Raw genomic sequence first — 26,712 nt, 5'->3', positions numbered from 1 at the left:
TAAGGAAGTTTTCTCGATGTTTATCTTATGTCAAAGTTTAAAAACAATCAACCCCAAGCCAAGCCATTTTTAAAATGGGCAGGCGGCAAGCGTGGCTTGATAAAACAACTGTTTGCTAAATTTCCAACAGAGTTTAATAATTACCATGAGCCATTTTTAGGGGGTGGCGCAGTGTTCTTTGAACTTTATTCAAGGGGAATGTTAGAAGGTAAAAAAGCCTATCTTTCTGATATAAATTCAGAACTTATTAACACTTATCAAATTGTAAAAAATAACCCTGAAAAACTCATAACCGAGTTAGTGCATTATAAAAATAATCACGATAAAGAACTTTACTACAAAACCAGAGAGTTAGACAGGTCAAACAACTTTAAAACATTGCCAAAACTAGAAAGAGCAGCACGATTTATTTACCTTAATAAAACTTGCTTTAATGGGTTGTATCGGGTTAATTCTAAGGGCTATTTCAACACCCCAATCGGCAGTTATAAAAATCCAAACATTGCCGATAAAGAGGTGATTTTAAATGCCAGTGAAGCGCTACAAAGTGCAATCATTTCTAATCAGACTTTTGATAAAACATTAAACGATGCCAATCAAAATGATTTTGTTTATCTTGATCCACCTTACTACCCACTTACTGAAACCACCTCTTTTACTGCTTATGATAAAAATGTCTTTTTAGATGAGAAACAAAAGCAGTTATTTAATATGTTTCAAAAACTACATCAAAAAAAATGTATTGTCATGAAAAGCAATTCAGATACAGATTTTATTAAAGATTTATATCAAGGGTATGTAATTGACTTTGTGCAAGCCAATCGTTTTATAAATAGCAAAGGCAATGGGCGTAGTAAAATTAATGAAGTTTTAATAAGGTGCTAGTGTGAATTGTGATGACTTAAAAAATGGCTTTAAACTAATTGATAAAGTAGATTTTTTTGTTCAAACAAATACTGGGAATTGGGAACAAGACAGAAAAAACATTAGAGATAGTGTTATTGAGTTATTTAAGTCTGAAGAGGTGGGGACAGGAAGAGGGGAAAAATCTGTAAGAGTTATATATTGCGTAGAGAAAACACATAATAATGAAATTGTATATTTACAACGACCTGCCTACTTAAATAAAGGCTTTGACTTTACTGTCAATGTCAAAACATACAAATTTAAAGCACCAACAGAAAAAAACCCTAAAAGAGAAACAAAAACCCCAAGACATGATAGCGTGTATTTAGAATTGCAAGCTATCAATAAAAAAGACAAAAAGTTAATGGGAGAAGCTATAAAGAAAATTTACAATTGCGAAGATCCTAGAAAAATTTTGAAAGATAAAAAATTTGCGCCATTAAAAAATGGTTATATTGGCAATGTTGAGTATGAAACACTATTAAAAACTATAAAATGGCTATTTATAGAGCAAGATATAACTTATTGGAGTTTCTCTGGAAGAGCGATGTTTAAAAATGGAATAGATGAAAATGTACAATTTTAATGATTTAAAAACGACATTCCAAAAATCAATATTCACATGGGGTTACTTTACCGATTTTGAAAAAGTTAAACTAAATATCAAGAAAGTTGAGATTGAGCTTAATATTTTAAACAGTTTGATTGGGAAAGACGACATAGAGAGTGCCTTTATATCGCTAATCAAGCAATACCCAAATATCAGAACAGCACTGCCACTTTTAATTGCCACTAGAAAAATTAAACTCAAAGACACGCCAATTGTTTCAGATGTAAATACACTGATTTCTGAAAATAAGTCTTATATTTTCTACGACACTCTTAATGCAAAAGTAGAGCAAGAATTGGGCATATTTTTTGATGAAAGCGGGATAAAAGATATTTTTCAGAATCGACATATTAAAAACCTAATTGATTATTGCTTTGGTGTTGAAGTTGGGCTTGATTCTAACGGGAGAAAAAATAGAACGGGCATATTAATGGAAAATATTGTTTCCAGTTATTTGGCTGGTTTTTGTGGTGTAAATAGAAACTTTAGTTTTATAGAGCAAGCAACACAGATGAGTATTAAAGACAACTTCAATTATGATATTCAGACTGATAAAAATAGCAGAAGGTTTGATTTTGCCTTATATAACAATCAGACTGACAAACTATATTTAATTGAAGTTAATTATTACGGCGGTGGTGGTTCTAAATTAAAAGCAACAGCTGGCGAATATCAAACATTAAATGATTTTGTTAAATCACAGGGTATAGATTTTATTTGGATTACTGATGGACAAGGTTGGCTAACTGCCTTAAATCCTTTGGAAGAAACTTTTAATCATAACGACCATGTTATTAACCTCAGTATGCTGAAAAGCAACGCTTTAAATGATATTTGTAAATAAATTAGTATCTTTTGTATATTATTATGTTTACAAAATAAAAAATAGGTTATAATTGTGTTAGAAAAGGATATTAAGATTGAATTGATAAAGAGAGGTGTGAAGCCTAGTGATGTTTATAAGGCATTAGGACTTGAGAGGGCACATTTTTATCAGGCAATCAAAAGTTACAACATGAATAACAAAACTTTGAAGAAAATTTTGGATTACTTGGGGCTTGAAATATCTTTTGTTTTAAAACAAAAAGGTGGCTTGAATAATGCAAAAAATAAAAAAACTGAATCCTGAGCAATTTGAACAAGAATGTGCCACAGTGTGGAGTTTTCCTCGGCGTGGTAATTGGGCAACCCATAAAAGCACCTATAGAGGGAATTGGGCACCAGAAGTTGTTAGGAATTTAATCGTAAGGTATTCAAAGCAAGGGGATTATTTACTTGACCCTATGGTTGGTGGTGGGACAACTGCGATTGAATGCAAATTATTAAACAGAAATCTTTTGGCACTTGATATAAATCCGAATGCAATCAAAATTACAGAAATTGCACTTGATTTTGAGAGTGAATTTAGCCCAATTATAAAAACAAAAATTAATGACAGTAGAGACCTGTCTATATTGAAAGACGATAGCATTGATTTTGTACTTAACCACCCGCCTTATGCCGATATTATTAAATATTCTGATAAGAAAATAGAACAGGATTTGTCTAATATTCATGATTTAGATATGTTTTGCAATGAAATGGAAAAGGTGGCAGAAGAGTTTTACCGGATATTAAAGCCTGGTAAATATTGTGCTATTTTAATTGGCGATACTAGGCGTAATAAAATGTATCAGCCTTTGGCATTTAAAGTAATGCAAAGGTTTTTTAATGTTGGATTTGAATTAAAAGAAGATATTATTAAACATCAACATAATTGCAAGGCGACTGGCTTTTGGGTTAATAAAAGTAAAGATTATAATTTTTTGTTAATTAAGCATGAGCATTTGTTTGTATTTAAGAAAGTAAGGTAGTTTTGAAAAATAATAAAAAAGGAGTGTGTTATGTATGATTATCAAATTGTTTGCTTAAATGGAGCCAACAGAACAAAAGACGAAGAAACTACAGATGCAACAGCAATTCATCCAATAAGTGAAGCGTGTGAAGTGTTTATTGAGAAATTTTGTCAAGAAAATAGTATTGTGTGTTTAGGGGGGGTGTTGCGTTTGGTAAAGGTTTGTTGAGAAATTTAACTTATGCACTAGAAGAAAATGATTTTAAAGAAAATTGGACATTTTTTAGCGACACATATTGACTTCTTTGGATGTTTTAACTTATACCATTTATAAAAAATAATGCTATAAAAACACTAATATTTATCTGTTTTAGCGTGCTAAAACAAACAATTATCAGCACTTTTTAGTGTCATTACTTTTTGAAAATGGTATGAGGTAAAATGGTGTTTTTAGAATACAACAAGAAATTATGTTATTAATTAGCGAAGTGATGATTGCAAATCCAGGTTTGGATACTTTTGAGGATTTGGTGTTGGTGTTGAAAACGATTGCCGAGGGGTCGGATGAGCGATTTTTTCAGATGGATGTGAAGCCAGATTATGGTGATACGCCTGAGAATTGGGAAGATCGCTTGGAAGCGGCTTTTTACTAGGAGGTGGTGTGTGGGATTTAAATATTTGAATAAAGGTGAGGATATTTTCGATGGGGATGATGGCGAGGATGTTTATGCTAACGAAGAGCAGTTGACGGCACGACTTCACTATTTTGAGGGGCAACTTGCTGAGATGAATGAGGGGACGCTGGTTGAAGAACGGATTAAGGCGTTGTTGGAAATTGGACGGATTCAGGTTGAACGATATAAGGGGGCAGATGCTTGGGAAAAGGCATTTACCGCATTTAGCCTTGCACAGGAAGACGAGTTGTGGGAGTTGGCAGTTGAGGCTTGTGATGTGATGTTTTTATCAGAAGGGCCTGATGCGTTGGTGGCACTTGGGCATGCGTTGTGGTTGGGGATTACTTTTCCGATTGACCCTGAGATTACGGTGGCAATGTTACAGCATTTGGTGGAAGAATCTCCTGAAGAGGCGGATACACGGGCGGTGGCGGCAACAGTGGCACATTATATTACCTCAATGCGTTGTGGCGAGGACGATGATTTGACTTTTTTCACCTCGCAAATGTTGGCGAGTGTGGCAGACAAGCATTCACATGTGACAGACCAATCGACCTTTGATTTATGGCGTAGAACTTTGGAACTAGATAAACCAGAGGTATTTTTAAAGAAATTATCAGGGGCAATCGACCAGTTAGTGGATGACAAATGGTGGATTGATAGGGACAAAATTAGAGACAAATTAGATAGTGAGGCTTAATGAAGCCAAAAATTAAAGTTTGTGGATTTACTCAAGCTGGTAATGCACGAGAGGCTTCGCTTCTTGGTATAGATGCTGTCGGTTTAGTGTTTTATGACAAATCGCCACGCTATGTTGAAGTGAAAACTGCCTTAGAAATTGTCAATACACTGCCACCATTTATTAATCGTGTGGGTTTATTTGTGAATGCAAATTCTAGTTTTATTGATGAGGTATTGTGCGAAGTGCCGTTGGATACTTTGCAATTTCATGGTGATGAATCGCCCATAGAGTGCGGTCAATACGCCATGCCATTTATTAAGGCTGTGCGTGTTCATCAAGACACTGACCTTGTCAAAATGGCGGATGATTATCACCAATCTTGTGGCTTGTTGCTAGATGCTTTTAATAAAAACACCTATGGCGGCACAGGTGAAGTTTTTGATTGGGGCTTGGCAAAAGTAGAACTTGATTTACCGATTATCTTGGCAGGGGGGCTAGACTCTAATACGGTTGCTGATGCCGTCAAGCAAGTTAATCCTTATGCAGTGGATGTGTCTAGCGGTGTGGAAAGTGCAAAAGGCGTAAAAGATATTGATAAAATAAAGCAGTTTATAGCAGAATGCTAATGCCTTTTATTTCTTTTTTAGATAAAATAAAGAAATATAACTATTCTTATTTCTTTTTTAGATAAAATAAAGAAATATAACTATTCTTATTTCTTTTTAGAAAAGATATGAAAATAACAAATTTTAAGGCAGGCAACATAGAAAGCATTTACTCTTATGATTATGAGTACTTTGTGCCAGAAAAAATAAATCATAGCTTTGAGATTGACAATAGCAAGGTCAATGTTAAATTTGAAACAGCTGCAAGGCTTATTGGCGAACTTAATGCAATGGCACGATTAGTGCCAAATATTGATATTTTTATTTTAAGTTTTATAGGTAATGAAGCAACATTGTCTAGCAAAATAGAAGGTACAAAAACTGAAATAGATGATATTTTTAAAACTAAGGAAGACATAAAACTAGAAGATAAAGACGACTTAGAAGAGGTTATGTTGTATATACAAGCCGTTAATTCTGCTATTGAAGGTTTAGACAAAACTCCAATTAGCACTAGATTAATTAAACAGGCGCATAAAACATTATTGTCTTCTGGTCGTGGAAAAAATAAAATGCCAGGTGAATTTAGAACAACACAGAATTGGCTAGGACCATCTTTAAAAAATGCAGAGTTTATTCCTGCCCACCAAAGTCTTGTTAATGAATTAATGTCAGATTTAGAGAAATTTTTACATAATCAAGATATTTTGGTACCTGATTTAATAAAAGTTGCAGTCGCTCATTACCAATTCGAAACCATACATCCTTTTTGTGATGGCAACGGTAGAATCGGTAGAATGTTGATACCCTTGTATTTAGTTGATAAACAATTATTGTCCAAACCATTACTTTATATGTCTGTATTTTTTGAGAAAAATAAAACTTTATATTGTCAAAAATTAATGCGGGTTAGGCATTTCAATGATTTATCAGGGTGGCTTTTGTTTTTTTTAACAGGTGTAGAACAAACCGCAAAACACAGCATTAAGGTTTTGACTAATATATTAAATCTTAAGGAAAAATTAACCAGTAAAATAAGTAGTAAAACCAACAGAGTAACTAACAATTTAAAATTATTAGAAAAGTTATTTCAAGAGCCTTTTATCAGAGTTAAAGATGTTGAAATTGGTCTTGAAGTATCTTCTTCTGTTGCCAAAAATATAGTTGATGACTTAGTTAGAGTTGAGGTTTTAAAAGAGTTAACAGGCAATAAGCGTAATCGTATATTTGTTTTTTCGTCTTATTTAGAATTATTAAAAACACCATTTCCAGAATATGAATAGTTACAACTTACCAGATGATAAAGGCCACTTTGCACAATATGGCGGTGTTTTTATCGCAGAAACTTTAATGACCGCAGTTACCGAATTAAAAGATGCTTATGAAAAATACAAAAATGATGCGGACTTTTTGGCGGACTTTAAAGACGATTTGAAGCATTATGTAGGACGCGAAACACCACTTTATCATGCGAAAAATCTCAGCGAAAAACTTGGCGGTGCGCAGATTTATCTCAAACGAGAAGACCTCAATCACACTGGCGCACATAAGGTCAATAATGCCATTGGTCAGGCACTATTAGCAAAACGCATGGGTAAAACTCGCATCATTGCTGAGACAGGTGCTGGTCAGCATGGCGTGGCAACGGCAACAGTTGCGGCTCGCTTAGGGCTGGAATGCGTGGTTTATATGGGCGAAGTTGATGTGGCGCGTCAGGCTCTCAATGTCTATCGCATGAAGCTTCTGGGTGCAACTGTTGTGCCTGTAACTTCTGGCTCCAAGACTTTAAAAGATGCACTAAACGAAGCGATGCGTGACTGGGTAACCAACATTGATAACACCTTTTATATTATTGGTACAGTTGCAGGGCCACATCCTTACCCAATGATGGTGCGTGACTTCCAAAGCGTGATTGGCTGTGAAGCCAAAGCACAATTTGCCGAGCAAGTTGGCGGTTTGCCTGATGCACTCGTTGCTTGTGTGGGTGGCGGCTCAAATGCAATTGGTTTATTCCACCCATTTATTGACGATGAATCGGTTGAGATTTATGGCGTTGAAGCGGCGGGTCATGGCATGGAAAAAGGGCCAAGCGCACATGCGGCACCACTTTGTGCAGGTAGTGTGGGTGTATTACACGGCAATCGCACCTATTTAATGGAAGACAAAAATGGTCAAATCATTGAAGGACATTCAATTTCAGCAGGTTTGGATTATCCCGGTGTTGGTCCAGAACACGCTTATTTAAAAGACTCAGGTCGTGCTCAATATGTAGCAATTACCGATAAAGAAGCGCTTGATGCTTTCCACACACTGACTAAAGTTGAAGGTATTTTGCCAGCATTAGAGTCTTCTCATGCAATAGCATACAGCATCAAACTTGCTAAAGAACTTGACAAAAATAAAAATATTATTGTCAACCTTTCGGGGCGTGGCGATAAGGACATTCACACCATTGCTGAAATCGAAGGGATTGAGTTTTAATACTTTACCTTTAAAGAATGCCATAAAATGATTAGTTGTATAACCAGTAAAGGCACAGTTGATAGCAATACCACTTCCCAACCAAAGTCAAATACCAACCATCCAGCCGATAGTGATGCCAGTGCTTGCAAACTGAAAATTAAAAAGTCATTTGCCGATTGTACTTTTAATTTTTCCGCTTCATTGTAGGACTGTGGTAATAAACTAGTGCCGCCAATGAATAAGAAATTCCAACCTAAACCCAACAGAATGAGTGCCGTCCAATAGTTCGTAAATGCGTGTGATGAAAAGGCGATTGCAACGCAAATAAAGAAAAATAGAACACCTATCATCATCATTTTTCTGAGTCCGACTAATTTGACTACAATTGGCGTGAATAATGAAGGCAAAAACATCGCAATCACATGTGATTGAATCACGAATTTGGTGTGTTCCAAAGAAAAACCATCTATCACATGCATACTCATTGGCGTGGCTGTCATTAGGTAACTCATCACCACATAGCCCACCGCAGCACTTGACATTGCCACAATAAAAATCGGCTGTCTCATAATTTCTAATAGACTTCTACCCGCTGTATTTTGCTTTTCACCAATAATATTAATGGGTTGATAAAACCACAATATAAAAAAAGCGATGCCAAAACACCCACTAAGCAAAACAAAAGAGCCAACAAAGTCAGTGGAGAATAAATCCATTCCTGCCGTTGCCAATTCTGGGCCGAGAAAAGCAGAAACCAATCCGCCACTCAACACAACGGAAGTAGCTGTGACGCTCAAATTTTTATCCACACTTTCAATAGCGGCAAATCTAAACTGATTAGCTGTTGCAGTAGTAGTGCCAAATAAAAAACTGGATAAACAAAATAAATAAAAAGACTGCATTTGCAACGCAACGATTGCCAAATAAATATTTAAAATAGTGAAAATGCAGACACCAAGAAAGGTTTTATATCTGCCAATAATGAACATAATGCGATTAATAGGCACGATACCGCTGGCGGTGCCTATGACTAATAATGCTACGGGTAGCGTTGATAAACTCTTGACAGGTGTTAAGGCGCTGCCGATGATGCCGCCTAAAAAAATCATAAATACATTCAGCGACATAAATAATGCCAAACTGCCTGCCAATAGCCAAACATTGCGGGGCAGTGAATACATTACTTCTTGCCAGGTTTATTCCAGTTTTTAAGACTCATTTGCTTAGAGCGACTGAGTGTTAATTGTCCCGCTGGGGCATTTTTACTAATGGTTGAGCCAGCACCAATAGTAGCATTTTTGCCGATATTGACGGGGGCAATGAGTTGTGAATCTGAACCAACGAATGCACCCTCTTCAATAATAGTTTGATGTTTGTTAACACCATCATAGTTGCAAGTGATGACACCAGCACCAATATTGACTGCCTCACCCATCAGCGTATCACCCACATAACTGAGATGTGAAATCTTTGCATTTTTGCCAATACTAGATTTTTTGACTTCAACAAAATTACCGATTTTAGCATTTTCACCAATAGTTGTTTCGGGGCGAATACGGGCAAATGGACCGATAGATGCACCATCATTAATCACTGCATTTTCAATAACAGAGTTTGACAAGATTACTACATTATTGCCAATTTTAGCGTTTTTTATGATGCAATTCGGTGCAATTGTCGTATTATATCCCAAAGATACATCACCTTCAACCAGGACATTGACATCAATTTCACAGTCTTGTCCAAAACTGAGCAAGCCACGACAATCAAAACGCGATGGATCTTTTAAAGTCAAGCCATCTTGCATAAATTGAATAGCTTGATTTTGTTGAAAAGTTCGTTCTAATTTTGCTAATTGTATTTTATCATTCACGCCTGCTACCTCAAATTCGTTTTCTGCAATGACTGACGCAATAATTTTGCCATCATTCACAGCCATTGCGATAATATCGGTTAAATAAAATTCACTTTGGGCATTGTTTGTGCCTAATTCGCCCAAATATATCCTTAATAAGCCACTATTGACCGCCATAATACCTGTATTCACCTCAGAAATAGCAAGTTGCTCATTATTAGCGTCTTTTTGCTCAATAATGGCTTGAATTTGGTCGTTTTTACGCAAAATTCGTCCATAACCCGTTGGATTTTCCAAAATAATGGATAATAATGCTACGCCACTTTCTTGCGCATGGGCAATTAATTTTTTTAGAGTGGATTGTTCAATTAAAGGCACATCGCCATATAAAATCAAAGAAATTGAGTCATCGTCAATCTGTGGCATTGCCTGTGCAACGGCATGTCCTGTGCCTAATTGTTCAACTTGTTCAACCCAATTGATTGATGCATCATTAATCGTCTGTTGCACTTGCTCGCCACCAAACCCATACACTACATATACTTTTGAGCAAAGTTGCTGTGCTTGAATCAGCACATGTTCAAGCAAAGTTTTATCCGACAGAGTTTGCAAAACCTTGGGTTTAGTGGAATTCATGCGCGTGCCTTTGCCGGCAGCGAGAATGATTGCGTTAATATTGTTCATAATTGTATTTTATAGTATATAATATGCTCTCTTTGAGATTTACGATAAAACCGTTATAGATATGAAAACAGATATTCACCCAAATTATGAAGCAGTAAAAATAGTATGTTCTTGTGGCAATACTTTTGAATCGCGTTCAACCATCGGTAAAGAAGAGCTACATTTAGATGTGTGCTCTTCTTGCCATCCTTTTTACACAGGTAAGCAAAAAATTATGGACAGTGCAGGTCGTGTTGAGAAGTTTAAATCTCGTTACGGTGCGTTCAAGCGATAAACAAAAATCATTCAATAAAAAGCCACCTATTTGTGGCTTTTTTTATGCCCGAACACTGAGCAAAATCGCTATAATTACACACCAATTAATCCATTTACCTAGAACATGTCATTTGATTATATAAACGCCTTACAAAAAAAGCCAACTTCCCGCACCCCAATTTGGGTGATGCGCCAAGCAGGACGCTACTTGCCAGAGTATCGTGCCACACGCAAACAAGCAGGTGATTTTATGTCATTATGCAAAAATAAAGAGTTGGCGTGTGAAGTAACGATGCAGCCGATTGATAGATTTGACCTAGATGCAGCAATTTTATTCTCAGATATTTTGACAATTCCTGATGCGATGGGTTTGGGCTTATATTTTTCAAAGGGCGAAGGCCCGAAATTTAGCAACCCAATTAAAACTCTAAAAGACATTGAGAATTTGCCAATTGATGTGAATGATGATTTAAGCTATGTATTTGATGCGGTTTCGACCATTAAAACAGCGCTCAATAACCGCGTACCATTGATTGGCTTTAGCGGCAGTCCATGGACTTTAGCCACTTATATGATTGAAGGTGGTAGCAGCAAAACCTTCGCCAATACTAAAAAAATGCTATTTAACGAGCCAAAAGCACTGCACTTGCTGTTAGATAAATTAGCCGACAGCGTCATCGTCTACCTTAACCAACAAATTTTATCTGGTGCTGATAGCGTGATGGTTTTCGACACTTGGGGCGGTGTATTGTCCAAGCAAAATTACCTAGATTTTTCATTAAATTATATGGCAAAAATTGTTAAAGGTGTCAAAGCACAACATCCTAACACCCCAATCACCCTATTCAGCAAAAACGGCGGCAAACATTTAACCCACATTGCCGATACTGGCTGTGATGGTATTGGCATTGATTGGACAGTTGAACTCAATGTCGTGCAAGCAGAAGTAGGCGATAAAGTTGCTATTCAAGGCAACCTTGATCCTGCCGTGATGTATGCCACACCCGAAATTATCGAACAAGAAGTGAAAAAAGTTTTATCTCAATTTAAAGGCAATACAGGGCATATTTTTAACCTCGGTCATGGCATTACCCCTGATGTTGACCCTGAAAATATGCAAGTATTGGTGGATTGTGTGCATCAATTTAGCAAGAGGTAACAATGAAATTAGATATTGAAGTTAAAAATTTAGGTAAATTAAAAAAGGGCACAGTAAAAGTTCGCCCTTTGACTGTGCTAACTGGCGAAAATGGTACGGGTAAGAGTTTTTTTACTAAAGTGCTTTATTCGGCGTTCAACACACTCAATACCAATGTTTTACATAGAGATATTACCCTTGATATGTCGTTAATTGATAGTAAGTTAACCGTACTGAAATTGTCAATTCAGCGTATCAGTCAAAATGACAGGCGACAAATTAACAACTTGAGCAAGTCTTTGTCAATATTACAAGATGACTTGAATAAATTTAAAGATGAAAGTGCAACCGTTTATTTTTTAAATACGATTGCCTTATACGAGCAAACAGATAAATTTTTAGCAGAGTTTGAAAGTTATTTAAAAGAGATAGAAAAAAAACCTATCAAAATAAAATTAGCAAAAAAAACCATTCAAGAATTAGAGCACGCCTTCGAACTGTTAAGAGAAAAGTTAAAAAATAGTCAAAGTAGCCATATTACTGCCTTAAACAATGCACTTTGCGATGAAATTAGAGATAATTTTCAAATTACAGACCTATCAGAATTAATTTCTTTTGGTGAAAAAGAATGCAAAATCCAATCTACAGAAAAAGATTTTACTTTAACTCTTCGTAGTAACAGTATTGTTAGTAATGTTAGTGATAATTTTATCGCACAAATCAATCAGTTCTCAAGGGTAGTTTTTTTTGAATCTCCCGCCTATTGGAGTGTCAGAGATGCACTCAATAAGTCGAAAGAAGTGGAACAAAAAAATGATTTAACAGGTGTCTCAAAATATTTTTATGATTTGGACAAAATCCTTAACACCAAATCAAAAAATCCACCGATAGAAGAAGTTTCAGAATTAGCGACTGAGTTAAAAACAGAAATTGGTGGCGAATTTATTTTTGATAATGGTCACTTGTCATTTGAAGATGACAATGGCAACACAATTGATAAAAATCTCATTTCCTTTGGTATGACCAATTTAGGCATGATTCAAGCACTCTTAAAAAATAATGTCATCAGCAAAGGCTCATTTGTGTTTTTTGATGAGCCAGAGACAAATTTACACCCTGCTTGGCAAGTTTTATTAACCAAGGTTTTGATTAAGTTGGCAGAAAGCGGTGTTAATGTGGTGATGGCAACGCACAGTTTAGACATGATTAAGTCTTTAGAAGTTCACACTAAAAGCAAAGATGGTGATTTTATTGCGGTCAATCATTTCACCAAAGAGGGTGGTTTATTTGGATTTGACTCTGATGATATTACTGAAAATTTAATAGAGTCTAGAGAAGAATTGTCATCTTCATACAAAGACCTATATATAGAAGACGCAAAGAATGGCTGATTTAACCGACTATTGCAAAACAATTCAGCACGCTGAAAAAGACGGAAATAGAGAAGCAGCAGATTGTAAAGCGATATTATTTGATAGGCATGATGGCGGATTTGTTGTTTCCTTGGATAAAAAATACAGCCAAATATGCCAAGTTGATTATATTGAAATAATAGAAAATGGGGTTATTCTAATTGAATTAAAAGATTTAAAAGAACAATTAAAATCAAAGACGCCAAGGGATATATTAAAAAATCTTGGCAAAAAGTACACGGAATCTATTAAGATTATTCGGAAACATATTAATCAACTCGTCATTCCTATTCTCTATTGTGTAGTAGTTAAGAATGATACCGATATTGTTATTTTGGATAATTTTTTTCCAATTAAAAAAATAAAAATAAAGTTTAAAAGACCAGAATATTTCGTTATTTGCAAAACAAATGAGATTTGTGCTAAATTAGCAACATTAGATACCAGATTATGTCAAGAATAAAAAATACCTTTCAGAACCTAAAAAAACAAGGGCAAAAAGCCTTTATCCCCTTTATTACCGCAGGCGATAGCGGCTTAGATAATACTTTTGAACTCATGCAAACATTGGTTGCAAATGGCGCAGATGTGATTGAACTCGGTGTGCCGTTTTCTGATCCAATGGCAGATGGTCCAGTGATTGCAAAATCGCACGAGCGAGCAGTGGTAGATGGGGTAAGTTTGCGTGATGTTTTGGCGTTGGTTGCGAAATTTAGACAAACTAACAACACAACGGCGATTGTATTGATGGGCTATCTGAATCCAATTGAAGTATTTGGTTATCAAGCATTTGCTGATATGGCAAGTGAAAGTGGTGTGGATGGTGTATTGGTAGTGGATATGCCACCTGAAGAAGCACGGGATTTAAAGGCGTGTTTGGATGGTGCGAATATTGACTTTATTTTCTTAGTAGCGCCAACCACGACTAATGAGCGCTTGGCAGCTTTAGCCAATATTGCTTCTGGCTTTGTTTATTTTGTTTCACTCAAAGGCGTTACTGGTGCTGGGCATTTGGATATTGATGCTGTGAATACAAACATAGATAGAATCCGCCAGTTCATCAACTTGCCTGTTGGTGTTGGCTTTGGGATTAAAGATGCAGCAACTGCCAAAATGGTTTCCAAATCAGCAGATGCGGTAATTGTGGGCTCATCATTGGTATCATTTGTTGAAAAATATAGTGAGAATAAGGATAAAATGTTGGCAAATGTTGGTGCGTTGGCAAACGAGATTTCAAAAGCAATTAAGGAGTAACGATGAGTTGGTTAGAAAAAATATTACCCTCGATTACCAGTGTGGTGAAGAAAAATATTCCTGAGGGTTTATGGAGTAAGTGCCCTAAATGTGAAGCCACGCTTTATGCAGAGGAATTAAAAGGCTTAAATTATGTTTGTCCAAAATGCGACCATCATATGCGCATCTCTGCCCGTGTGCGGCTCGATAGTTTTTTAGATGAACAGGGGCAAACAGAAATTGCACCTGATTTGGTTGCAGTTGACCCTTTAAAATTTAAAGACCAAAAGAAATATAAAGAACGCCTTCTTCAGGCACAAAAAATCACCAATGAAAAAGACGCTTTAGTGGTAAAAAGTGGCACACTATATGGAATGGACATTGTTGTGACTGCCTTTGATTTTAAATTTATGGGCGGCTCAATGGGTTCTGTGGTGGGCGAAAAATTTGTCCGTGCAGCACAACTTAGTATGGACACTGGTGCACCGCTGGTTTGTTTTTCGGCGTCAGGTGGTGCGCGTATGCAAGAAGGCTTATTTTCGCTTATGCAAATGAGCAAAACGGCACTAGCACTAAAATTACTGAGCAACAAAAAAATTCCATTTATCTCAATTTTAACCGACCCCACCATGGGCGGTGTTTCTGCTAGTTTTGCTATGCTTGGCGATATTCACATTGCTGAGCCAAATGCACTGATTGGTTTTGCTGGTCCCAGAGTAGTGGAACAAACAGTGCGAGAGGAATTGCCATCTGGCTTTCAACGCAGCGAATTTTTGCTTGAAAAAGGGGCGATTGATATGATTGTCCATCGCAAGGACTTACGCAATAAAGTACACCAACTGCTACAAGCATTACATGGCTAAATACAAAATCCTCTACAAACTTACCCACGCAAACGGTGAATTGGTCGATGCCTCGCTTGACATCCCTTTTGAATTTGAAGTTGGTGATGGGCAACTTGACCCTTGCCTAGAATCTTGCATTGAAGAAGCACAAGTGGACAAATTACAAACCTTCTTATTAAGCGCTAGTGAGGCCTTTGGTCAAGCTGACGACAGTGCCATTCAAGTTATGAATCGTGCTGAATTTCCTGAGGAACTAGACATCAAGCTTAACAATGGCGTTGAATTTAAAACGCCCACAGGGGATTCCTATGCGGGTTGCATTGATAAAATTGAGGGTAATGACATTACCGTAAACTTCAACCACCCCTTAGCGGGATGCAATGTTTCCTTTCAAGTAGAAATACTTGAAAAATCTGAAAGCTCTCAATGAAAGTCCTACTTGCCAATCCACGAGGCTTTTGCGCAGGAGTTGAGCGTGCCATTGAAATCGTTGAGCGTGCATTAGAGTTACATGGTTCGCCTATTTATGTGCGTCATGAAGTAGTACATAACAAGTTTGTTGTCAATAATTTAAAGGCGAAAGGTGCTATTTTTGTGGAAGAAATCGATGAAGTGCCAACAGGAAAAGTGGTGATTTTTAGTGCGCATGGCGTGTCAAAAGCAGTGCGCAAACAGGCCCTAAAGATTGGCGCCATTATTTATGACGCTACCTGTCCACTAGTCACCAAAGTCCATAAAGAAGTAGTGCGCAAACAAAAACAGAACCATCAGGTCGTCTTAATTGGACACGAAGGGCATCCCGAAGTAGAAGGCACACTTGGGCAGTCAAATCAAGGTGCAAATATTGCGCTGATTGAAACTGTTGCAGATGTGGATAAGTTAAATTTGGACAACAAACAACTTTCTTATACAACACAAACCACCCTATCCATTGACGATACCCAGCAAATTGTCAATGCACTTAAAGACAAGTTCCCTGAGATTAAATCACCACAAAAAGACGATATCTGCTACGCCACACAAAACCGACAAGATGCCGTTAAAATACTCATGCAGGATGCTGATGTGCTATTGGTATTAGGCTCTAGCAACTCCAGCAACTCAAACCGCTTGAGAGAAATTGCTGAAAAAATGCAAAAAAATGCCTATCTTATCGATGACGCAAACGAAATTCACTCAGACTGGCTAACAGGTGTCAACACTATCGGTGTAACAGCTGGTGCATCAGCGCCTGAAATATTAGTACAAGAAGTCATTGATTATTTGCGCGGCCATGGTGCGCAAGAAGTGGTTGAAGTCGATGGCGTAAAAGAAAATACACACTTTCCAATACCGGAACAGCTAAGATAACCCTTGACAAGGTCGAACCTTGTCAAATAAAAAAAGGAGAAATACTATGTCAAAAACAGCACTCATTTGTGGCTCTTACGCCTTTGATTCTATTATGGTTTTTCACGACCAATTCAAAAACCACATCTTGCCCGACAAGGTGCATATGCTCAATGTCTCATTCTTAGTGCCAACGATGCGCAAAGAGTTTGGTGGTTGTGGTGGCAATATCGCCTATAACTTACATTTACTCGGTGCCAGCTCCATACCAATGGCAACCGTAGGCGAAGATTTTGCACCCTATATGAACTGGATGGAATCTCATCATATGAATACCGCGCATATAAAAGCAATTAAAGACGCTTATACAGGCCAAGCCTTTATCACCACCGATATGGATGACAACCAAATTACCGCCTTCCACCCAGGGGCAATGAGCGAATCACACCAAAACAAAGTCAGCGATGTTTCTGTGGCTGATATTGGCATCGTCTCGCCTGATGGGCGCGATGGCATGATTCAGCACGCCCAGCAATTTAGCGATGCACACATCCCTTTTATCTTTGACCCAGGTCAAGGAATGCCGATGTTCTCAGGCGCAGAATTAATCACCTTTATTAAACAAGCAAACTATGTAGCGGTCAATGACTATGAATCACAAATGCTACAAGAAAAAACAGGCTTAGATTTAACAACCGTCGCCTCAATGGTAAATGCGCTCATCATCACCAAAGGTGGTGAAGGCAGCGAGATTCACACAGGCAACGAAGTGATTAACATTGCCCCAGCAAAAACGCAATCCACTCAAGACCCAACAGGCTGTGGCGATGCTTATCGTGCTGGGCTGTTATACGGCTTAATGAACGATATGGACTGGAAAACCACAGGTCAACTCGCTGGACTTTTAGGTGCAATTAAAATTGCACATTTAGGCACGCAAAATCATCAGTTTGATTTGACAGAAATTGAACACTTATATCAACAAAATTATGGCGAACCTTTGTTTTGAATTATAATAATCGCTTAAAGACACTCCGCCTGACCGCTAACTCGCTAGGTTTCTAAAGTTTTTAACAGGTCTTCAATTAACTCAATCCGCTCAATGGTTTCAGGCATCTCGCGCTTAAAAATTAACTGATTTTGTCCTTTGAGTTGATAGTTGTTGGGCTGGGTTTGCACCAAGTTGATGATTTTAATGGGTTCAATGTTAATTTTGTCTGAAAAAACAATGTGTGCTTTGTCGCCATAGATTGAAATTTTATCAACGCCAATTCTTTCACAAAAGAGTTTAAGTCGAGTAGCAGCAAATAGGTTTTTAGTGGGATCTGGCAATAAGCCAAAACGGTCAATCATTTCAATGGTTAAGTCTTTGAGCTCGTCATTGTCTTTGCCATTGGCGATGCGTTTATATAAAACCAAGCGCTCATGCACATCACCCAAATAAGTATCGGGAATAATGCAAGCAAGCCCAGTATCAATATTAACTTCATGGTTGATGGGGTCATTTAGGTTGATTTTTTTGCCTGCACGCATCGCATCAACTGTGCGTTTAAGCAAGTCATGATAAAGGTTAAAGCCAATCTCGCTAATTTTTCCCGACTGGTTGTCGCCCAGTAAATCGCCTGCACCACGAATCTCTAAGTCATGGTTGGCAAGCATAAATCCAGCGCCCAATTCTTCCAAAGATTCCACCGCTTCTAAGCGTTTTCTAGCGTTATTGCTGAGTGATTGGTGGGATTTGATGACTAGATAAGCATAGGCTCTATGGTGTGAACGACCTACCCTGCCACGCAACTGGTGCAATTGTGCCAAACCAAAGTTTTGTGCGTTGTTAATGATGATGGTATTAGCATTTGGAATATCAATACCCGTTTCAATGATGGTGGTGCAGACCAAAATCTGAAAGCGACCGTGATAAAAATCACTCATAATTTGCTCTAATTCACGGCTGGGCATTTGCCCATGAGCGATACGGATATGTACATTTTTCATTAATGTCTTGAGTTTCTCTGCCATATTATCAATGGTGTCAATGTCATTGTGCAAAACAAATATTTGACCGCCACGGTGCATCTCGCGAGAGCAAGCCTCTTTAATCGCATCATCGTCCCATTCTTTAACAAAGGTTTGAATCGCACTTCGCCCTTGTGGTGGCGTAGCAATAATTGAGAGCTCTCTAAGCGATCCAAGTGCCATATTCAGCGTGCGTGGAATTGGGGTGGCAGTCATGGTGAGAATGTCGCTGCGTCCACGCATTTTTTTCAATGTTTCTTTCTGTTTAACGCCAAATCGGTGTTCTTCATCAATAATCACCAAACCCAGTTGTTTGTATTTGATACTGCCCTGAATCAACTTGTGTGTGCCGATAACAATATCGCAAGTGCCAGCGAGCAGTTTTTGCTTGATTTGCGTTTGTTCTTTGGTGCTTTGAAAGCGTGACAAGGCAGCGATTTCAACAGGATAGTTAATAAATCTATCTTTGAAAGAGGCATAATGCTGGTTGGCGAGTAGCGTGGTCGGCACCAAAATGGCGACTTGCTTGCCAGATTCAACCGCTAAGAATGCAGCACGCATGGCAATCTCAGTTTTACCAAAGCCGACATCGCCACATACCAGCCTGTCCATTGGCTTATGTGATTGCATATCCGCCAATACCTCGCCCATGGTTTTGAGCTGGTCGGGGGTCTCCTCAAAAGGAAAACTGGCAACAAACGAGTTGTAAGCATCGTCTGGCGCAGGAAAGGCAAAGCCTCTTTGCGACGCGCGTTTGGCATAGATTTCTAGTAATTCAGCGGCAATGTCATACAGGGCTTCATGTGCTTTTTGCTTGGCTTTAGTCCATTGGTTGGTGCCGAGTTTGTGCAGTGGTGCAGTCTCTGACGATGCACCAGAATAACGAGAAATTAAGTTAAGCGAGGTCATTGGCACCATCAGTTTTGAGCCTTTGGCATATTCCAACATTAAGAAGTCTTGCGTTAAACCGTCAAAAGTTTGTGTTTTTAGCCCTAAGTACCGTCCCACACCATAACTTTCATGCACAATAGGATCGCCAATTTGAATTTCCACCAAAGATTTAATCGCTTCATCAAAATCCTTGTGTTTGGCTCGCCGCCGTCTTTGCTGTTTGACCACATCGGCACCGAACAAATTAACTTCGGTAATAATGGCAATATCTTCGGTTAGCAAGCCCTCACTAAGTTCATCGTTGGTGATACAAAGTTTTTTATCGCTATTCAAAAAGCCTTGCCAGCCCTCAACTGGATTGGGATTGAGTTGGTGACTAATAAGCAAGTCACTCAGCACGCTTTGTCGCCCCTTGGATTCACAAACAATCAAAATCTTGCCACTAAATTTTTTCTCAAAAACTAGAAATTTATTTAGTGGCACTTTGTTTTGTGCGTTGATATTCAGCGGTGGCAACAACCTGCTGTCAAAATTCAAATGACCTAACTTTTCCTCGCTTTTTGAACTGCCAATCAATAATTGTTGTCGTTGTTTGACTTGACTAAATAACTGCTGCTGCTCAATAAAAACTTGCTTAACAGGCAGTGGCAGTCTGTCAAAATTCTCACTGGCTTGTTGGTATCGGCTGTCGATTTCATCGTAAATTAACGCTACCCGTGAACTGAAACCTTCGTTGGTAGCAATAATGCTGTCGTTTGGTAGATAATCAAATAAGGTATTGGTGCGGGTAAAAAATAACGAAAGATAAAACTCAATGCCGATTGGTAGGCGTGATTCAGTAACTTCATCAAAAATAAAGCCGTTAGTATGTCCGAAAGTCTTTTGATAGTTTTCTTTAAAAATCTTGATACTATTTTGGTCAGTGGAAAATTCTCTGGCGGGCAATAAAGAAATTTCTTGCGTTACTTCGGTAGAACGCTGTGTTGAAACATCAAACAGGCGAATAGATTCAATTTCTTGGTCAAACAAGTCTAAGCGACACGGCAGTTTTGCACCCATCGGATACAGGTCTATCAGAGAGCCTTTGATACTAAACTCGCCATGCTCCATTACCTTCGTTACTCGGTTATAGCCGATTTTAAATAAGCGTTGGACGAAAGTTTGCAACTCTAGTGTGTCGCCAACTTTCAGGCTAAAACTGTATGCTTTGCTAAACGCTAGCGGACATAATTGCTGTGTTAGCGATTCTAGCGTAGTAATGACAATACCGTGTTTAAGATTAGGTAGTTTTGATAAGGTATTGAGTCGGCTTGAAGTAATATCTGGATGCGGGGAAAAATGGTCAAAAGCCAACACCTCCCAATTATCAAACCTCAGAATCTCCAAATCAGTATTATAAAAATGTAGTGATTTAAACAACTGGTCAAAATGACTGATGTCGTTTGCCACTACCAAAATAACTTGCTCTTGGTGTTGTGCAAATTCAATCAACGCCAACGCCTGTGCACTGCCGTGGAGCGCGCCCCAATAGAACTTTTGTCCAAATTCAAAGGGAGTGATATTTTGCTCTTGTGGATAGAGATAGGACATAGGAAGCTAGCCTTTTATGCCATTAATGCCTTCGTTTTTCAGCATTTTGGTTAGTTGAATAAGTGGCAGACCAACGATTGCATCGGCATCCTCTGCCTCAATGCGTTCAAAAAGACTGACACCCAAAGGCGTTTCAGATTTAAAACTACCTGCACACTGATAAGGCTGATCTATACGCAGATAATTTTCAATTGTTTCTGCATCCAACACCTTGAAAAATACCTTGGATATATGGACAATTGTTTGCATTCTATCCGTTTTTGTATTTAAAAGCATCAAACTGGTTAAAAAAGTAACCACATTCCCAGAACTTTTTTCAAGTTGCCGAACAGCGTTTTCGTGGGTATGTGGCTTGGTCAAAACCACATCATCAACCCCCGTGCCATCAGCCAGCGTTGCCACCTGATCTGAAGCAATAATAAGCCCACTATGTGTTTTTGCCACTTTGCGTGCTTTTTCCTGTGCCAAGCGAAATACCAACTGCTCAGGCGTTTCATTCTCTTGCCTAGATTCATCAATATCAGGAACAACAATAGCAAACACTACCCCCAATTGATTAAGCAATGTTTTCCTAAACGGCGAAGAAGAAGCAAGAATTAACGACACAGTAGGCAAAGTGTTTGTAAAATGAATGCTATTTTACTTTATTTATATTATGCGCTTATCAATTATCGTCGCAATGGACGACAACCAACTCATTGGCAAAAACAATGCTTTACCTTGGCATCTGCCAGCAGATTTAGCGTATTTTAAAAAAACCACCACCGGTAAAACCGTGCTAATGGGGCGTAAAACCCACGAATCCATTGGCTTCCCCCTCCCTAATCGTCGCAATATCATCGTCAGTCGCAACCCCAATTTCCAAGCCGATGGCTGCGAAGTCGTCCCCAGCATCAACGACGCATTATCCCTCGCCAAAAATGACGATGAAGTTATGATTATGGGCGGCGCCTCATTCTATCAACAAATACTCCCCAGTGTTAATCGCCTCTATATCACCCAAATAGAGGGGAAATACGACGGCGATGCCTATTTCCCTGAATTCGATCGCAATGACTTTGCTGAAACCTTCAAAGAGTCTCATGCTCCTGACGAAAAAAATAAACACACCTATCACTTCACTATTTTAGATAGGAAATAATAAGTTATAACATAGTTCGTTTGTAATACAAAGTCAAAAAATGGTGCCGATGGCGAGAGTCGAACTCGCACGAGCGTAGCTCACTACCCCCTCAAGGTAGCGTGTCTACCAATTCCACCACATCGGCAATAATTTATTTAGGAATGTCGCTGTCCTGAGTGTCCATTATTGGCACATCAAGTTCTAGTGCTGGAAGCACTTTTTCCATAACGCTCTGAGGCTTTTCTGTTTCACCAGTATTTTCATTAGTGGCTAAATAAGCTAATGATAAACTGGTGATAAAAAAGCCAACCGCAACGCCAGCAGTTAGCTTGTAAATAAATGAATTTGCACCACGAGCACCGAATACAGAGCCTGACGCGCCTGCACCAAAAGCTGCACCTGCATCAGCGCCTTTGCCGTGTTGCATTAGAATAAGTGCGATTAAGCCTAAAGCCAATAGCACATGAATAATTAAAATAACTTGAAATGACATAATTAACCTGCTTTACAAATACTTAGAAAATCTTCTGGTTTGAGAGATGCGCCGCCAATCAAACCACCATCAATGTCTTCACAAGCAATTAATTCTTCTGCATTGGCAGAGTTCATGCTGCCGCCATAAAGAATAGGGGTTGATTGTGCGATGTCTGCATCATTTTCAGCCAATAGGCTACGAATAAATGCGTGTGTGTCTTGCGCTTGTTGTGGTGTGGCAGTAACACCCGTGCCAATCGCCCAAACAGGTTCATAAGCAATAATAATATTTTTAAAGGCTTTGATACCCACTTTGGCAATAACTGCGTTGATTTGACGGGCAACCACGACTTCGGTTTTGCCAGATTCTCTTTCTTCTAACAATTCGCCGATGCAAAATAATGGGGTTAGTTCATTATCAAGTGCCACTTGAACTTTATCAGCAACGATTTCATCGGTTTCACCATATAGACTTCTACGCTCTGAATGTCCAACAACGACATATTTAACGCCAAAATCTTTAATCATATCTGCACTCACTTCGCCCGTGAAAGCACCCGAAGCATTAACATTTAAATCTTGTGCACCGAGATTTAATTGAGAATGTGTGGCTAATGCCTCAACTTGGGACAAGTAAGGGAAAGGTGCACAAACAATTACCTTTGAATTTTTTACCTCAGGTAAGCCTTCAAGAATGCCCAATACCAAAGTATTAACGCTTTCTTTTGAGGCATTCATTTTCCAGTTGCCGGCTACGATTGTTTGACGCATAATGATTATATGTTGTAAAAATGAGTAATGTTACGCTAAATAGCGTTAAAAATCAATTAATGCGATGATTTTGAACTGAAATAAAGTGCCAAAGAAACCATCAAAATACCGAAGGCAAAATATACTAAATCAAGTGCCTCCACAAAGGTCATCGACAGCGAAACTTCAAAAAAGGTAACAACTAAAATCATTAAAATAACTTTTGCCAATTTTGATTTCAAGTCATCTAATGAATTAATCACCAATACCTTGGAAGACCTGTCACTCTCTTTGGCATCGTCAATATCGCTAATAAATAACTCATACAAGCCCAGTGAAAATATCAATAAAATAGTTGCCAATAAGAATCCATCAATCGCACCAACGGTATGTGCCACCATTTCTATTTTTAAAGTTTTTCTAACCTCAACAGTTGCCTCCAAATAATCGCCAATATGCACCAGTAGTGTGCCAGCATCAACCGCAGTAACAACAAATAACAATAATGACAACAACAGTGAAGAAATAACAGCGACAAGCACCATTAAGCGTGAATTCCATAATATTTTTTCAAAAAATTTTTCAAGTAATTCCATTTTCATTAAACCTTAAAAATCAATAGCGGTAAAGTATATCAGTATTTGTTCCAATTTACATCAAAACTTTGTAGTGACAACGACTAAAATAGTTACCTTAATCAGTTTAAAAATTAATATGCCAACAGCTTGGAAAAATTGCCTTAAAATTCTAAAAGACACTGTACCTCTTACAGAATATAGCGTTTGGATTCAGCCGTTAAAGGTATCAGAGAAAGAAGGGGTTTTAACCATATTAGCGCCCAATGTTTCAGCAGTAGATTATCTTAAAAAAAATTTAAAACAGAAAATTAAGGTCGCTGTCGCACAATACGACAAAAATCTTAAAATTGAGATTGGCATTGAAACACAAAAAATCAAAAAAAATACAAAACACGCAACACCTTTATTTTCAGAATACACTTTTGATAATTTAGTAATGGGTACTGCCAATCAAATTGCCTACGGCGCTATTCGACAAATCGCTGAAAACCTTAAAAAATCTCCTTACAATCCTTGTATTATTTACGGTGGCTCTGGATTGGGGAAAACTCATTTAATGCAAGCAGCAGGGCATTTAGTAAAATCACAAGACCCAAAAATCAAAGTAATTTACGCGCCTGTTATGGATTTTGTTAGAAACATTACTACCAGCTTGCGCCACAAGACTATTGAAAATATCAAAACCTATTACCAATCTGCTGATTTATTATTGGTAGATGATATCCACTTAATTGCCGGTAAAGAAAAATCACAAGAAGAGTTTTTTCATATTTTTAACTTTTTATTTACTACTAAGAAGCAAATTATTTTCACTTGCGATCAGCCACCAACCAACATTAGGTCCTTAGAGGATCGCTTAAAAACAAGATTTGCACAAGGATTAAATTTATCTCTCGCTCCGCCTGAGTTGGAAATGCGCGCTGCTATATTGCTAAAAAAAGCAGAAAATAAAATCATTAACATCAATCTAAATGAGGATACAGCACTTTATATTGCCAGTAATATCACTTCAAATGTACGTGACCTAGAAGGAGCACTGCTCAAACTTAAAGCATTTGTTAACTTCTCTAAACAGAACAATTTGATTATTACCAAAGAAGTTATCGATATAGCACTTGAGGATTTAATTAAGCCAAAAATTAACAATATTGATATTAATGATATTCAAAAAGAAAGTGCCAAACATTATACTGTCACTGTCTCTGATTTAAGTTCTCAAACTCGAAAACATCATATTGTTTTGGCTAGACAAATGGCGATTTTCATCACCCACGAAATGACCAACTTTTCACTATCTAAAATTGGAAAACATTTTGGAAATAGAGATCATTCCACAATTTTACACTCCATTAAAAAAATTAAAGAAAAAGTGGAAAATGACACTGAAATAAGAAATGAATACGAGTTACTCAAACTAAAATTAGCCAACTTATAAACAATATCCCCAAAGTGTTTTCCAATTCATTGTGAATAACTTTAATAACTTAACAAATAATTTAAAATTATGCACATTTGTTATCGTTTTTACATAAAATAAGACATTATTATCAACCATTTAATTATTTGTTTTTTCAAGAAAATAATTAGTTTTCAACAGAAAACAGGTTAACTAATATTAATAATAACTATTTAATTAAGAGAAACTTTTATGAATATACAACTTACCGTCAAAGAATTATTAGGACCCTTGCAATCTGTTATTAGTGTTGTTGAAAAAAATCAAACACTTCCTATTCTCTCCCATGTACTTATTCAATTAAAAGATGGGAAGTTAACATTAACTACAACCGATATGGAAATTGAATTGCGTGCATCAAAAAAAATCCAAGCCAAAGAAGAAGCTTGTTTTACAATTTTTGCAAAAGATTTAATTGATATTGTTCGTAAACTTACAGAAGAAACAATCATTGAATTTATAATTGAAGAAACTAAAATTTATATCAAAGTCAATAACAATTCATTTGAATTAAATACTTTTAACACAAAAGATTTCCCTTCATTACCAAAAATTAAAGACAGCGAAATTATTCATATTAAACGACTTGTTTTAAAAGAACTTATTGAAAATACAGCATTTTCAATGGGTAATCAAGATATTCGTGCTTATTTAAACGGTTTATATTTTGAAGTAACAAAAGATAATATCATTGTCGTTGCTACTGATGGTCATCGTTTAGCTATTGGTGAGATTAAACAAGAGAATGAATTAACCAATAAAAAAACTGTTATTTTGCCAAGAAAAGCAGTATTAGAATTAATTAAAATCCTTAGTAAAGATGAAAATGCCAATGTAGATATTCATCTTTCAGACAATTACTTTTACTTAACCAGTGATAGTATCACTATTATCAGTCGTTTAATTGATGGTAATTTTCCTAATTATTTACAAGTTATTCCAACAGATTATGAAAATACTGTTGTTATTAACCGTCAAAGCTTCTTAGATAATCTGCAACAAGCCTCTATTTTTGCTGATGAACGCACTAAAGGTGTTAAATTAGCATTTAAAGGCAATCAAATTAATATATTCTCACATTCAGAGCGAGGCCAAGCAAAAACTAAAATTGATATTGATAACTTTAATAAAGAAATAGAAATTACTTTTAATATCCATTATCTTATTTCTATTTTAGAAAACCTTACTTCTGATAATGTAAATATGGTTATACCTAATGGTGAAAACCAATCTTGTTTATTAAGTAGTATTGGTGATGATACTTATCAATATGTAGTTATGCCAATGCGGGTTTAACTCATTAACACTTAAA

At 37.3% G+C, this 26,712-nt stretch carries 30 protein-coding genes and 1 tRNA gene; 23 read left to right on the top strand and 8 right to left on the bottom strand.

What is annotated here, in order from left to right; genetic code table 11:
- Positions 1–27: 27 nt before the first annotated feature.
- The 11 genes from AB8525_RS06210 (at position 28) to trpB (ending at position 7,792) form a co-directional block, all read left to right on the top strand.
- Positions 28–885, top strand: coding sequence for a DNA adenine methylase (locus AB8525_RS06210; protein ID WP_369176898.1), 858 nt, complete (start codon positions 28–30; stop codon positions 883–885).
- 1 nt (position 886) lies between these two features.
- Entirely contained in the window at positions 887–1,492 is a 606-nt protein-coding gene (locus AB8525_RS06205) for a hypothetical protein (protein WP_369176896.1), read from the top strand.
- Complete coding sequence (locus tag AB8525_RS06200; RefSeq protein ID WP_369176894.1) at positions 1,473–2,360, top strand: type II restriction endonuclease; 888 nt, start codon at positions 1,473–1,475, stop codon at positions 2,358–2,360. Before AB8525_RS06205 ends, AB8525_RS06200 begins: the two co-directional genes overlap by 20 nt.
- 54 nt (positions 2,361–2,414) lie before the next feature.
- Positions 2,415–2,645: a helix-turn-helix domain-containing protein gene (locus tag AB8525_RS06195; protein WP_369176893.1), complete on the top strand. Its 231-nt coding sequence runs from the start codon at positions 2,415–2,417 to the stop codon at positions 2,643–2,645.
- On the top strand, positions 2,617–3,369 hold the full coding sequence (locus tag AB8525_RS06190) for a TRM11 family methyltransferase (protein ID WP_369176891.1): 753 nt from the start codon (positions 2,617–2,619) through the stop codon (positions 3,367–3,369). The genes AB8525_RS06195 and AB8525_RS06190 overlap by 29 nt, the downstream gene beginning before the upstream one ends.
- Positions 3,370–3,399: 30 nt before the next feature.
- Positions 3,400–3,579, top strand: a complete 180-nt coding sequence (locus AB8525_RS06185; RefSeq protein ID WP_369176889.1) for a hypothetical protein — start codon at positions 3,400–3,402, stop codon at positions 3,577–3,579.
- A gap of 241 nt (positions 3,580–3,820) precedes the next feature.
- Positions 3,821–4,003 (top strand): sulfur relay protein DsrC, encoded by a 183-nt coding sequence (locus AB8525_RS06180; protein ID WP_369176887.1) that lies wholly within the window; start codon positions 3,821–3,823, stop codon positions 4,001–4,003.
- Positions 4,004–4,013: 10 nt separating this feature from the next.
- Positions 4,014–4,724 (top strand): hypothetical protein, encoded by a 711-nt coding sequence (locus AB8525_RS06175; protein ID WP_369150172.1) that lies wholly within the window; start codon positions 4,014–4,016, stop codon positions 4,722–4,724.
- Positions 4,724–5,332, top strand: coding sequence for a phosphoribosylanthranilate isomerase (locus AB8525_RS06170; protein ID WP_369176886.1), 609 nt, complete (start codon positions 4,724–4,726; stop codon positions 5,330–5,332). The genes AB8525_RS06175 and AB8525_RS06170 overlap by 1 nt, the downstream gene beginning before the upstream one ends.
- 107 nt (positions 5,333–5,439) lie before the next feature.
- Positions 5,440–6,594, top strand: a complete 1,155-nt coding sequence (locus tag AB8525_RS06165) for a Fic family protein (RefSeq protein WP_369176884.1) — start codon at positions 5,440–5,442, stop codon at positions 6,592–6,594.
- Positions 6,587–7,792, top strand: coding sequence for a tryptophan synthase subunit beta (gene trpB / locus AB8525_RS06160; protein ID WP_369176883.1), 1,206 nt, complete (start codon positions 6,587–6,589; stop codon positions 7,790–7,792). The genes AB8525_RS06165 and trpB overlap by 8 nt, the downstream gene beginning before the upstream one ends.
- Here trpB and AB8525_RS06155 read toward each other — a convergent pair.
- Positions 7,789–8,955, bottom strand: coding sequence for an MFS transporter (locus AB8525_RS06155; RefSeq protein ID WP_369176881.1), 1,167 nt, complete (start codon positions 8,953–8,955; stop codon positions 7,789–7,791). The genes trpB and AB8525_RS06155 overlap by 4 nt on opposite strands.
- Positions 8,955–10,313, bottom strand: coding sequence for a bifunctional UDP-N-acetylglucosamine diphosphorylase/glucosamine-1-phosphate N-acetyltransferase GlmU (gene glmU / locus AB8525_RS06150; RefSeq protein ID WP_369176880.1), 1,359 nt, complete (start codon positions 10,311–10,313; stop codon positions 8,955–8,957). Before glmU ends, AB8525_RS06155 begins: the two co-directional genes overlap by 1 nt.
- Before the next feature lie 61 nt (positions 10,314–10,374).
- Here glmU and rpmE point away from each other — a divergent pair, with 61 nt between their 5' ends.
- From rpmE to AB8525_RS06105, 9 genes are all read left to right on the top strand, one after another.
- Positions 10,375–10,587, top strand: a complete 213-nt coding sequence (gene rpmE, locus AB8525_RS06145; RefSeq protein WP_369150161.1) for a 50S ribosomal protein L31 — start codon at positions 10,375–10,377, stop codon at positions 10,585–10,587.
- Between the two features lie 105 nt (positions 10,588–10,692).
- Complete coding sequence (gene hemE, locus AB8525_RS06140) at positions 10,693–11,727, top strand: uroporphyrinogen decarboxylase (RefSeq protein ID WP_369176878.1); 1,035 nt, start codon at positions 10,693–10,695, stop codon at positions 11,725–11,727.
- A gap of 2 nt (positions 11,728–11,729) precedes the next feature.
- Complete coding sequence (locus AB8525_RS06135) at positions 11,730–13,097, top strand: AAA family ATPase (protein ID WP_369176876.1); 1,368 nt, start codon at positions 11,730–11,732, stop codon at positions 13,095–13,097.
- Entirely contained in the window at positions 13,090–13,581 is a 492-nt protein-coding gene (locus AB8525_RS06130) for a hypothetical protein (protein WP_369176874.1), read from the top strand. The genes AB8525_RS06135 and AB8525_RS06130 overlap by 8 nt, the downstream gene beginning before the upstream one ends.
- Positions 13,569–14,372: a tryptophan synthase subunit alpha gene (gene trpA / locus AB8525_RS06125; RefSeq protein WP_369176872.1), complete on the top strand. Its 804-nt coding sequence runs from the start codon at positions 13,569–13,571 to the stop codon at positions 14,370–14,372. The genes AB8525_RS06130 and trpA overlap by 13 nt, the downstream gene beginning before the upstream one ends.
- 2 nt (positions 14,373–14,374) lie before the next feature.
- A complete protein-coding gene (gene accD, locus AB8525_RS06120; RefSeq protein ID WP_369176870.1) occupies positions 14,375–15,214 on the top strand; it encodes an acetyl-CoA carboxylase, carboxyltransferase subunit beta in 840 nt (279 codons plus the stop codon).
- Positions 15,207–15,626 (top strand): peptidylprolyl isomerase, encoded by a 420-nt coding sequence (locus AB8525_RS06115; protein ID WP_369176869.1) that lies wholly within the window; start codon positions 15,207–15,209, stop codon positions 15,624–15,626. Before accD ends, AB8525_RS06115 begins: the two co-directional genes overlap by 8 nt.
- Positions 15,623–16,546 carry a 4-hydroxy-3-methylbut-2-enyl diphosphate reductase gene (ispH, locus tag AB8525_RS06110; RefSeq protein WP_369176867.1) on the top strand — a complete coding sequence of 308 codons (924 nt, stop codon included), beginning with the start codon at positions 15,623–15,625 and terminating at the stop codon, positions 16,544–16,546. The genes AB8525_RS06115 and ispH overlap by 4 nt, the downstream gene beginning before the upstream one ends.
- Before the next feature lie 46 nt (positions 16,547–16,592).
- Positions 16,593–17,534: a carbohydrate kinase family protein gene (locus AB8525_RS06105; RefSeq protein ID WP_369176865.1), complete on the top strand. Its 942-nt coding sequence runs from the start codon at positions 16,593–16,595 to the stop codon at positions 17,532–17,534.
- Positions 17,535–17,578: 44 nt separating this feature from the next.
- Here the strand turns inward: AB8525_RS06105 and mfd are convergent, their stop codons facing one another.
- Both mfd and AB8525_RS06095 read right to left on the bottom strand, forming a co-directional pair.
- Positions 17,579–21,019, bottom strand: coding sequence for a transcription-repair coupling factor (mfd, locus tag AB8525_RS06100; RefSeq protein ID WP_369176863.1), 3,441 nt, complete (start codon positions 21,017–21,019; stop codon positions 17,579–17,581).
- A 6-nt stretch (positions 21,020–21,025) separates the two neighbouring features.
- A complete protein-coding gene (locus AB8525_RS06095) occupies positions 21,026–21,625 on the bottom strand; it encodes a nucleoside triphosphate pyrophosphatase (RefSeq protein ID WP_369176861.1) in 600 nt (199 codons plus the stop codon).
- Between the two features lie 49 nt (positions 21,626–21,674).
- Here AB8525_RS06095 and folA point away from each other — a divergent pair, with 49 nt between their 5' ends.
- Entirely contained in the window at positions 21,675–22,160 is a 486-nt protein-coding gene (folA, locus tag AB8525_RS06090) for a type 3 dihydrofolate reductase (RefSeq protein ID WP_369179026.1), read from the top strand.
- Positions 22,161–22,201: 41 nt separating this feature from the next.
- Here the strand turns inward: folA and AB8525_RS06085 are convergent.
- From AB8525_RS06085 to AB8525_RS06070, 4 genes are all read right to left on the bottom strand, one after another.
- A tRNA-Leu gene (locus tag AB8525_RS06085) sits at positions 22,202–22,287 on the bottom strand.
- A gap of 6 nt (positions 22,288–22,293) precedes the next feature.
- Complete coding sequence (gene secG / locus AB8525_RS06080; protein ID WP_369150144.1) at positions 22,294–22,635, bottom strand: preprotein translocase subunit SecG; 342 nt, start codon at positions 22,633–22,635, stop codon at positions 22,294–22,296.
- A 2-nt stretch (positions 22,636–22,637) separates the two neighbouring features.
- Positions 22,638–23,387: a triose-phosphate isomerase gene (gene tpiA, locus AB8525_RS06075; protein ID WP_369150142.1), complete on the bottom strand. Its 750-nt coding sequence runs from the start codon at positions 23,385–23,387 to the stop codon at positions 22,638–22,640.
- Between the two features lie 56 nt (positions 23,388–23,443).
- A complete protein-coding gene (locus tag AB8525_RS06070) occupies positions 23,444–23,962 on the bottom strand; it encodes a YqhA family protein (protein WP_369150141.1) in 519 nt (172 codons plus the stop codon).
- A 118-nt stretch (positions 23,963–24,080) separates the two neighbouring features.
- Here AB8525_RS06070 and dnaA point away from each other — a divergent pair, with 118 nt between their 5' ends.
- Both dnaA and dnaN read left to right on the top strand, forming a co-directional pair.
- Positions 24,081–25,379: a chromosomal replication initiator protein DnaA gene (gene dnaA / locus AB8525_RS06065; RefSeq protein WP_369176860.1), complete on the top strand. Its 1,299-nt coding sequence runs from the start codon at positions 24,081–24,083 to the stop codon at positions 25,377–25,379.
- A gap of 213 nt (positions 25,380–25,592) precedes the next feature.
- Positions 25,593–26,696, top strand: coding sequence for a DNA polymerase III subunit beta (gene dnaN / locus AB8525_RS06060; protein ID WP_369176858.1), 1,104 nt, complete (start codon positions 25,593–25,595; stop codon positions 26,694–26,696).
- Positions 26,697–26,712: the final 16 nt, after the last annotated feature.

This window comes from Candidatus Thiodubiliella endoseptemdiera, assembly GCF_964212635.1.
Lineage (GTDB): Bacteria > Pseudomonadota > Gammaproteobacteria > PS1 > Pseudothioglobaceae > Thiodubiliella > Thiodubiliella endoseptemdiera.
The sequence above is the reverse complement of the archived record's forward strand: the minus strand, read 5'-3'. Positions and strand labels throughout refer to the sequence as shown.

Excerpts from the sequence above, each read along its gene's own strand:
- dnaN (WP_369176858.1), top strand. The coding sequence starts at position 25,593 with ATGAATATACAACTTACCGTCAAAGAATTATTAGGACCCTTGCAATCT.
- glmU (WP_369176880.1), bottom strand. The coding sequence starts at position 10,313 with ATGAACAATATTAACGCAATCATTCTCGCTGCCGGCAAAGGCACGCGC.
- AB8525_RS06170 (WP_369176886.1), top strand. The coding sequence starts at position 4,724 with ATGAAGCCAAAAATTAAAGTTTGTGGATTTACTCAAGCTGGTAATGCA.
- rpmE (WP_369150161.1), top strand. The coding sequence starts at position 10,375 with ATGAAAACAGATATTCACCCAAATTATGAAGCAGTAAAAATAGTATGT.
- AB8525_RS06115 (WP_369176869.1), top strand. The coding sequence starts at position 15,207 with ATGGCTAAATACAAAATCCTCTACAAACTTACCCACGCAAACGGTGAA.
- AB8525_RS06180 (WP_369176887.1), top strand. The coding sequence starts at position 3,821 with ATGTTATTAATTAGCGAAGTGATGATTGCAAATCCAGGTTTGGATACT.
- trpB (WP_369176883.1), top strand. The coding sequence starts at position 6,587 with ATGAATAGTTACAACTTACCAGATGATAAAGGCCACTTTGCACAATAT.
- AB8525_RS06190 (WP_369176891.1), top strand. The coding sequence starts at position 2,617 with ATGCAAAAAATAAAAAAACTGAATCCTGAGCAATTTGAACAAGAATGT.
- AB8525_RS06185 (WP_369176889.1), top strand. The coding sequence starts at position 3,400 with ATGTATGATTATCAAATTGTTTGCTTAAATGGAGCCAACAGAACAAAA.
- AB8525_RS06070 (WP_369150141.1), bottom strand. The coding sequence starts at position 23,962 with ATGGAATTACTTGAAAAATTTTTTGAAAAAATATTATGGAATTCACGC.
- accD (WP_369176870.1), top strand. The coding sequence starts at position 14,375 with ATGAGTTGGTTAGAAAAAATATTACCCTCGATTACCAGTGTGGTGAAG.
- AB8525_RS06155 (WP_369176881.1), bottom strand. The coding sequence starts at position 8,955 with ATGTATTCACTGCCCCGCAATGTTTGGCTATTGGCAGGCAGTTTGGCA.
- secG (WP_369150144.1), bottom strand. The coding sequence starts at position 22,635 with ATGTCATTTCAAGTTATTTTAATTATTCATGTGCTATTGGCTTTAGGC.
- mfd (WP_369176863.1), bottom strand. The coding sequence starts at position 21,019 with ATGTCCTATCTCTATCCACAAGAGCAAAATATCACTCCCTTTGAATTT.
- AB8525_RS06130 (WP_369176874.1), top strand. The coding sequence starts at position 13,090 with ATGGCTGATTTAACCGACTATTGCAAAACAATTCAGCACGCTGAAAAA.
- AB8525_RS06165 (WP_369176884.1), top strand. The coding sequence starts at position 5,440 with ATGAAAATAACAAATTTTAAGGCAGGCAACATAGAAAGCATTTACTCT.
- ispH (WP_369176867.1), top strand. The coding sequence starts at position 15,623 with ATGAAAGTCCTACTTGCCAATCCACGAGGCTTTTGCGCAGGAGTTGAG.
- tpiA (WP_369150142.1), bottom strand. The coding sequence starts at position 23,387 with ATGCGTCAAACAATCGTAGCCGGCAACTGGAAAATGAATGCCTCAAAA.
- trpA (WP_369176872.1), top strand. The coding sequence starts at position 13,569 with ATGTCAAGAATAAAAAATACCTTTCAGAACCTAAAAAAACAAGGGCAA.
- AB8525_RS06200 (WP_369176894.1), top strand. The coding sequence starts at position 1,473 with ATGAAAATGTACAATTTTAATGATTTAAAAACGACATTCCAAAAATCA.
- hemE (WP_369176878.1), top strand. The coding sequence starts at position 10,693 with ATGTCATTTGATTATATAAACGCCTTACAAAAAAAGCCAACTTCCCGC.
- folA (WP_369179026.1), top strand. The coding sequence starts at position 21,675 with ATGCGCTTATCAATTATCGTCGCAATGGACGACAACCAACTCATTGGC.
- dnaA (WP_369176860.1), top strand. The coding sequence starts at position 24,081 with ATGCCAACAGCTTGGAAAAATTGCCTTAAAATTCTAAAAGACACTGTA.
- AB8525_RS06105 (WP_369176865.1), top strand. The coding sequence starts at position 16,593 with ATGTCAAAAACAGCACTCATTTGTGGCTCTTACGCCTTTGATTCTATT.
- AB8525_RS06135 (WP_369176876.1), top strand. The coding sequence starts at position 11,730 with ATGAAATTAGATATTGAAGTTAAAAATTTAGGTAAATTAAAAAAGGGC.
- AB8525_RS06210 (WP_369176898.1), top strand. The coding sequence starts at position 28 with ATGTCAAAGTTTAAAAACAATCAACCCCAAGCCAAGCCATTTTTAAAA.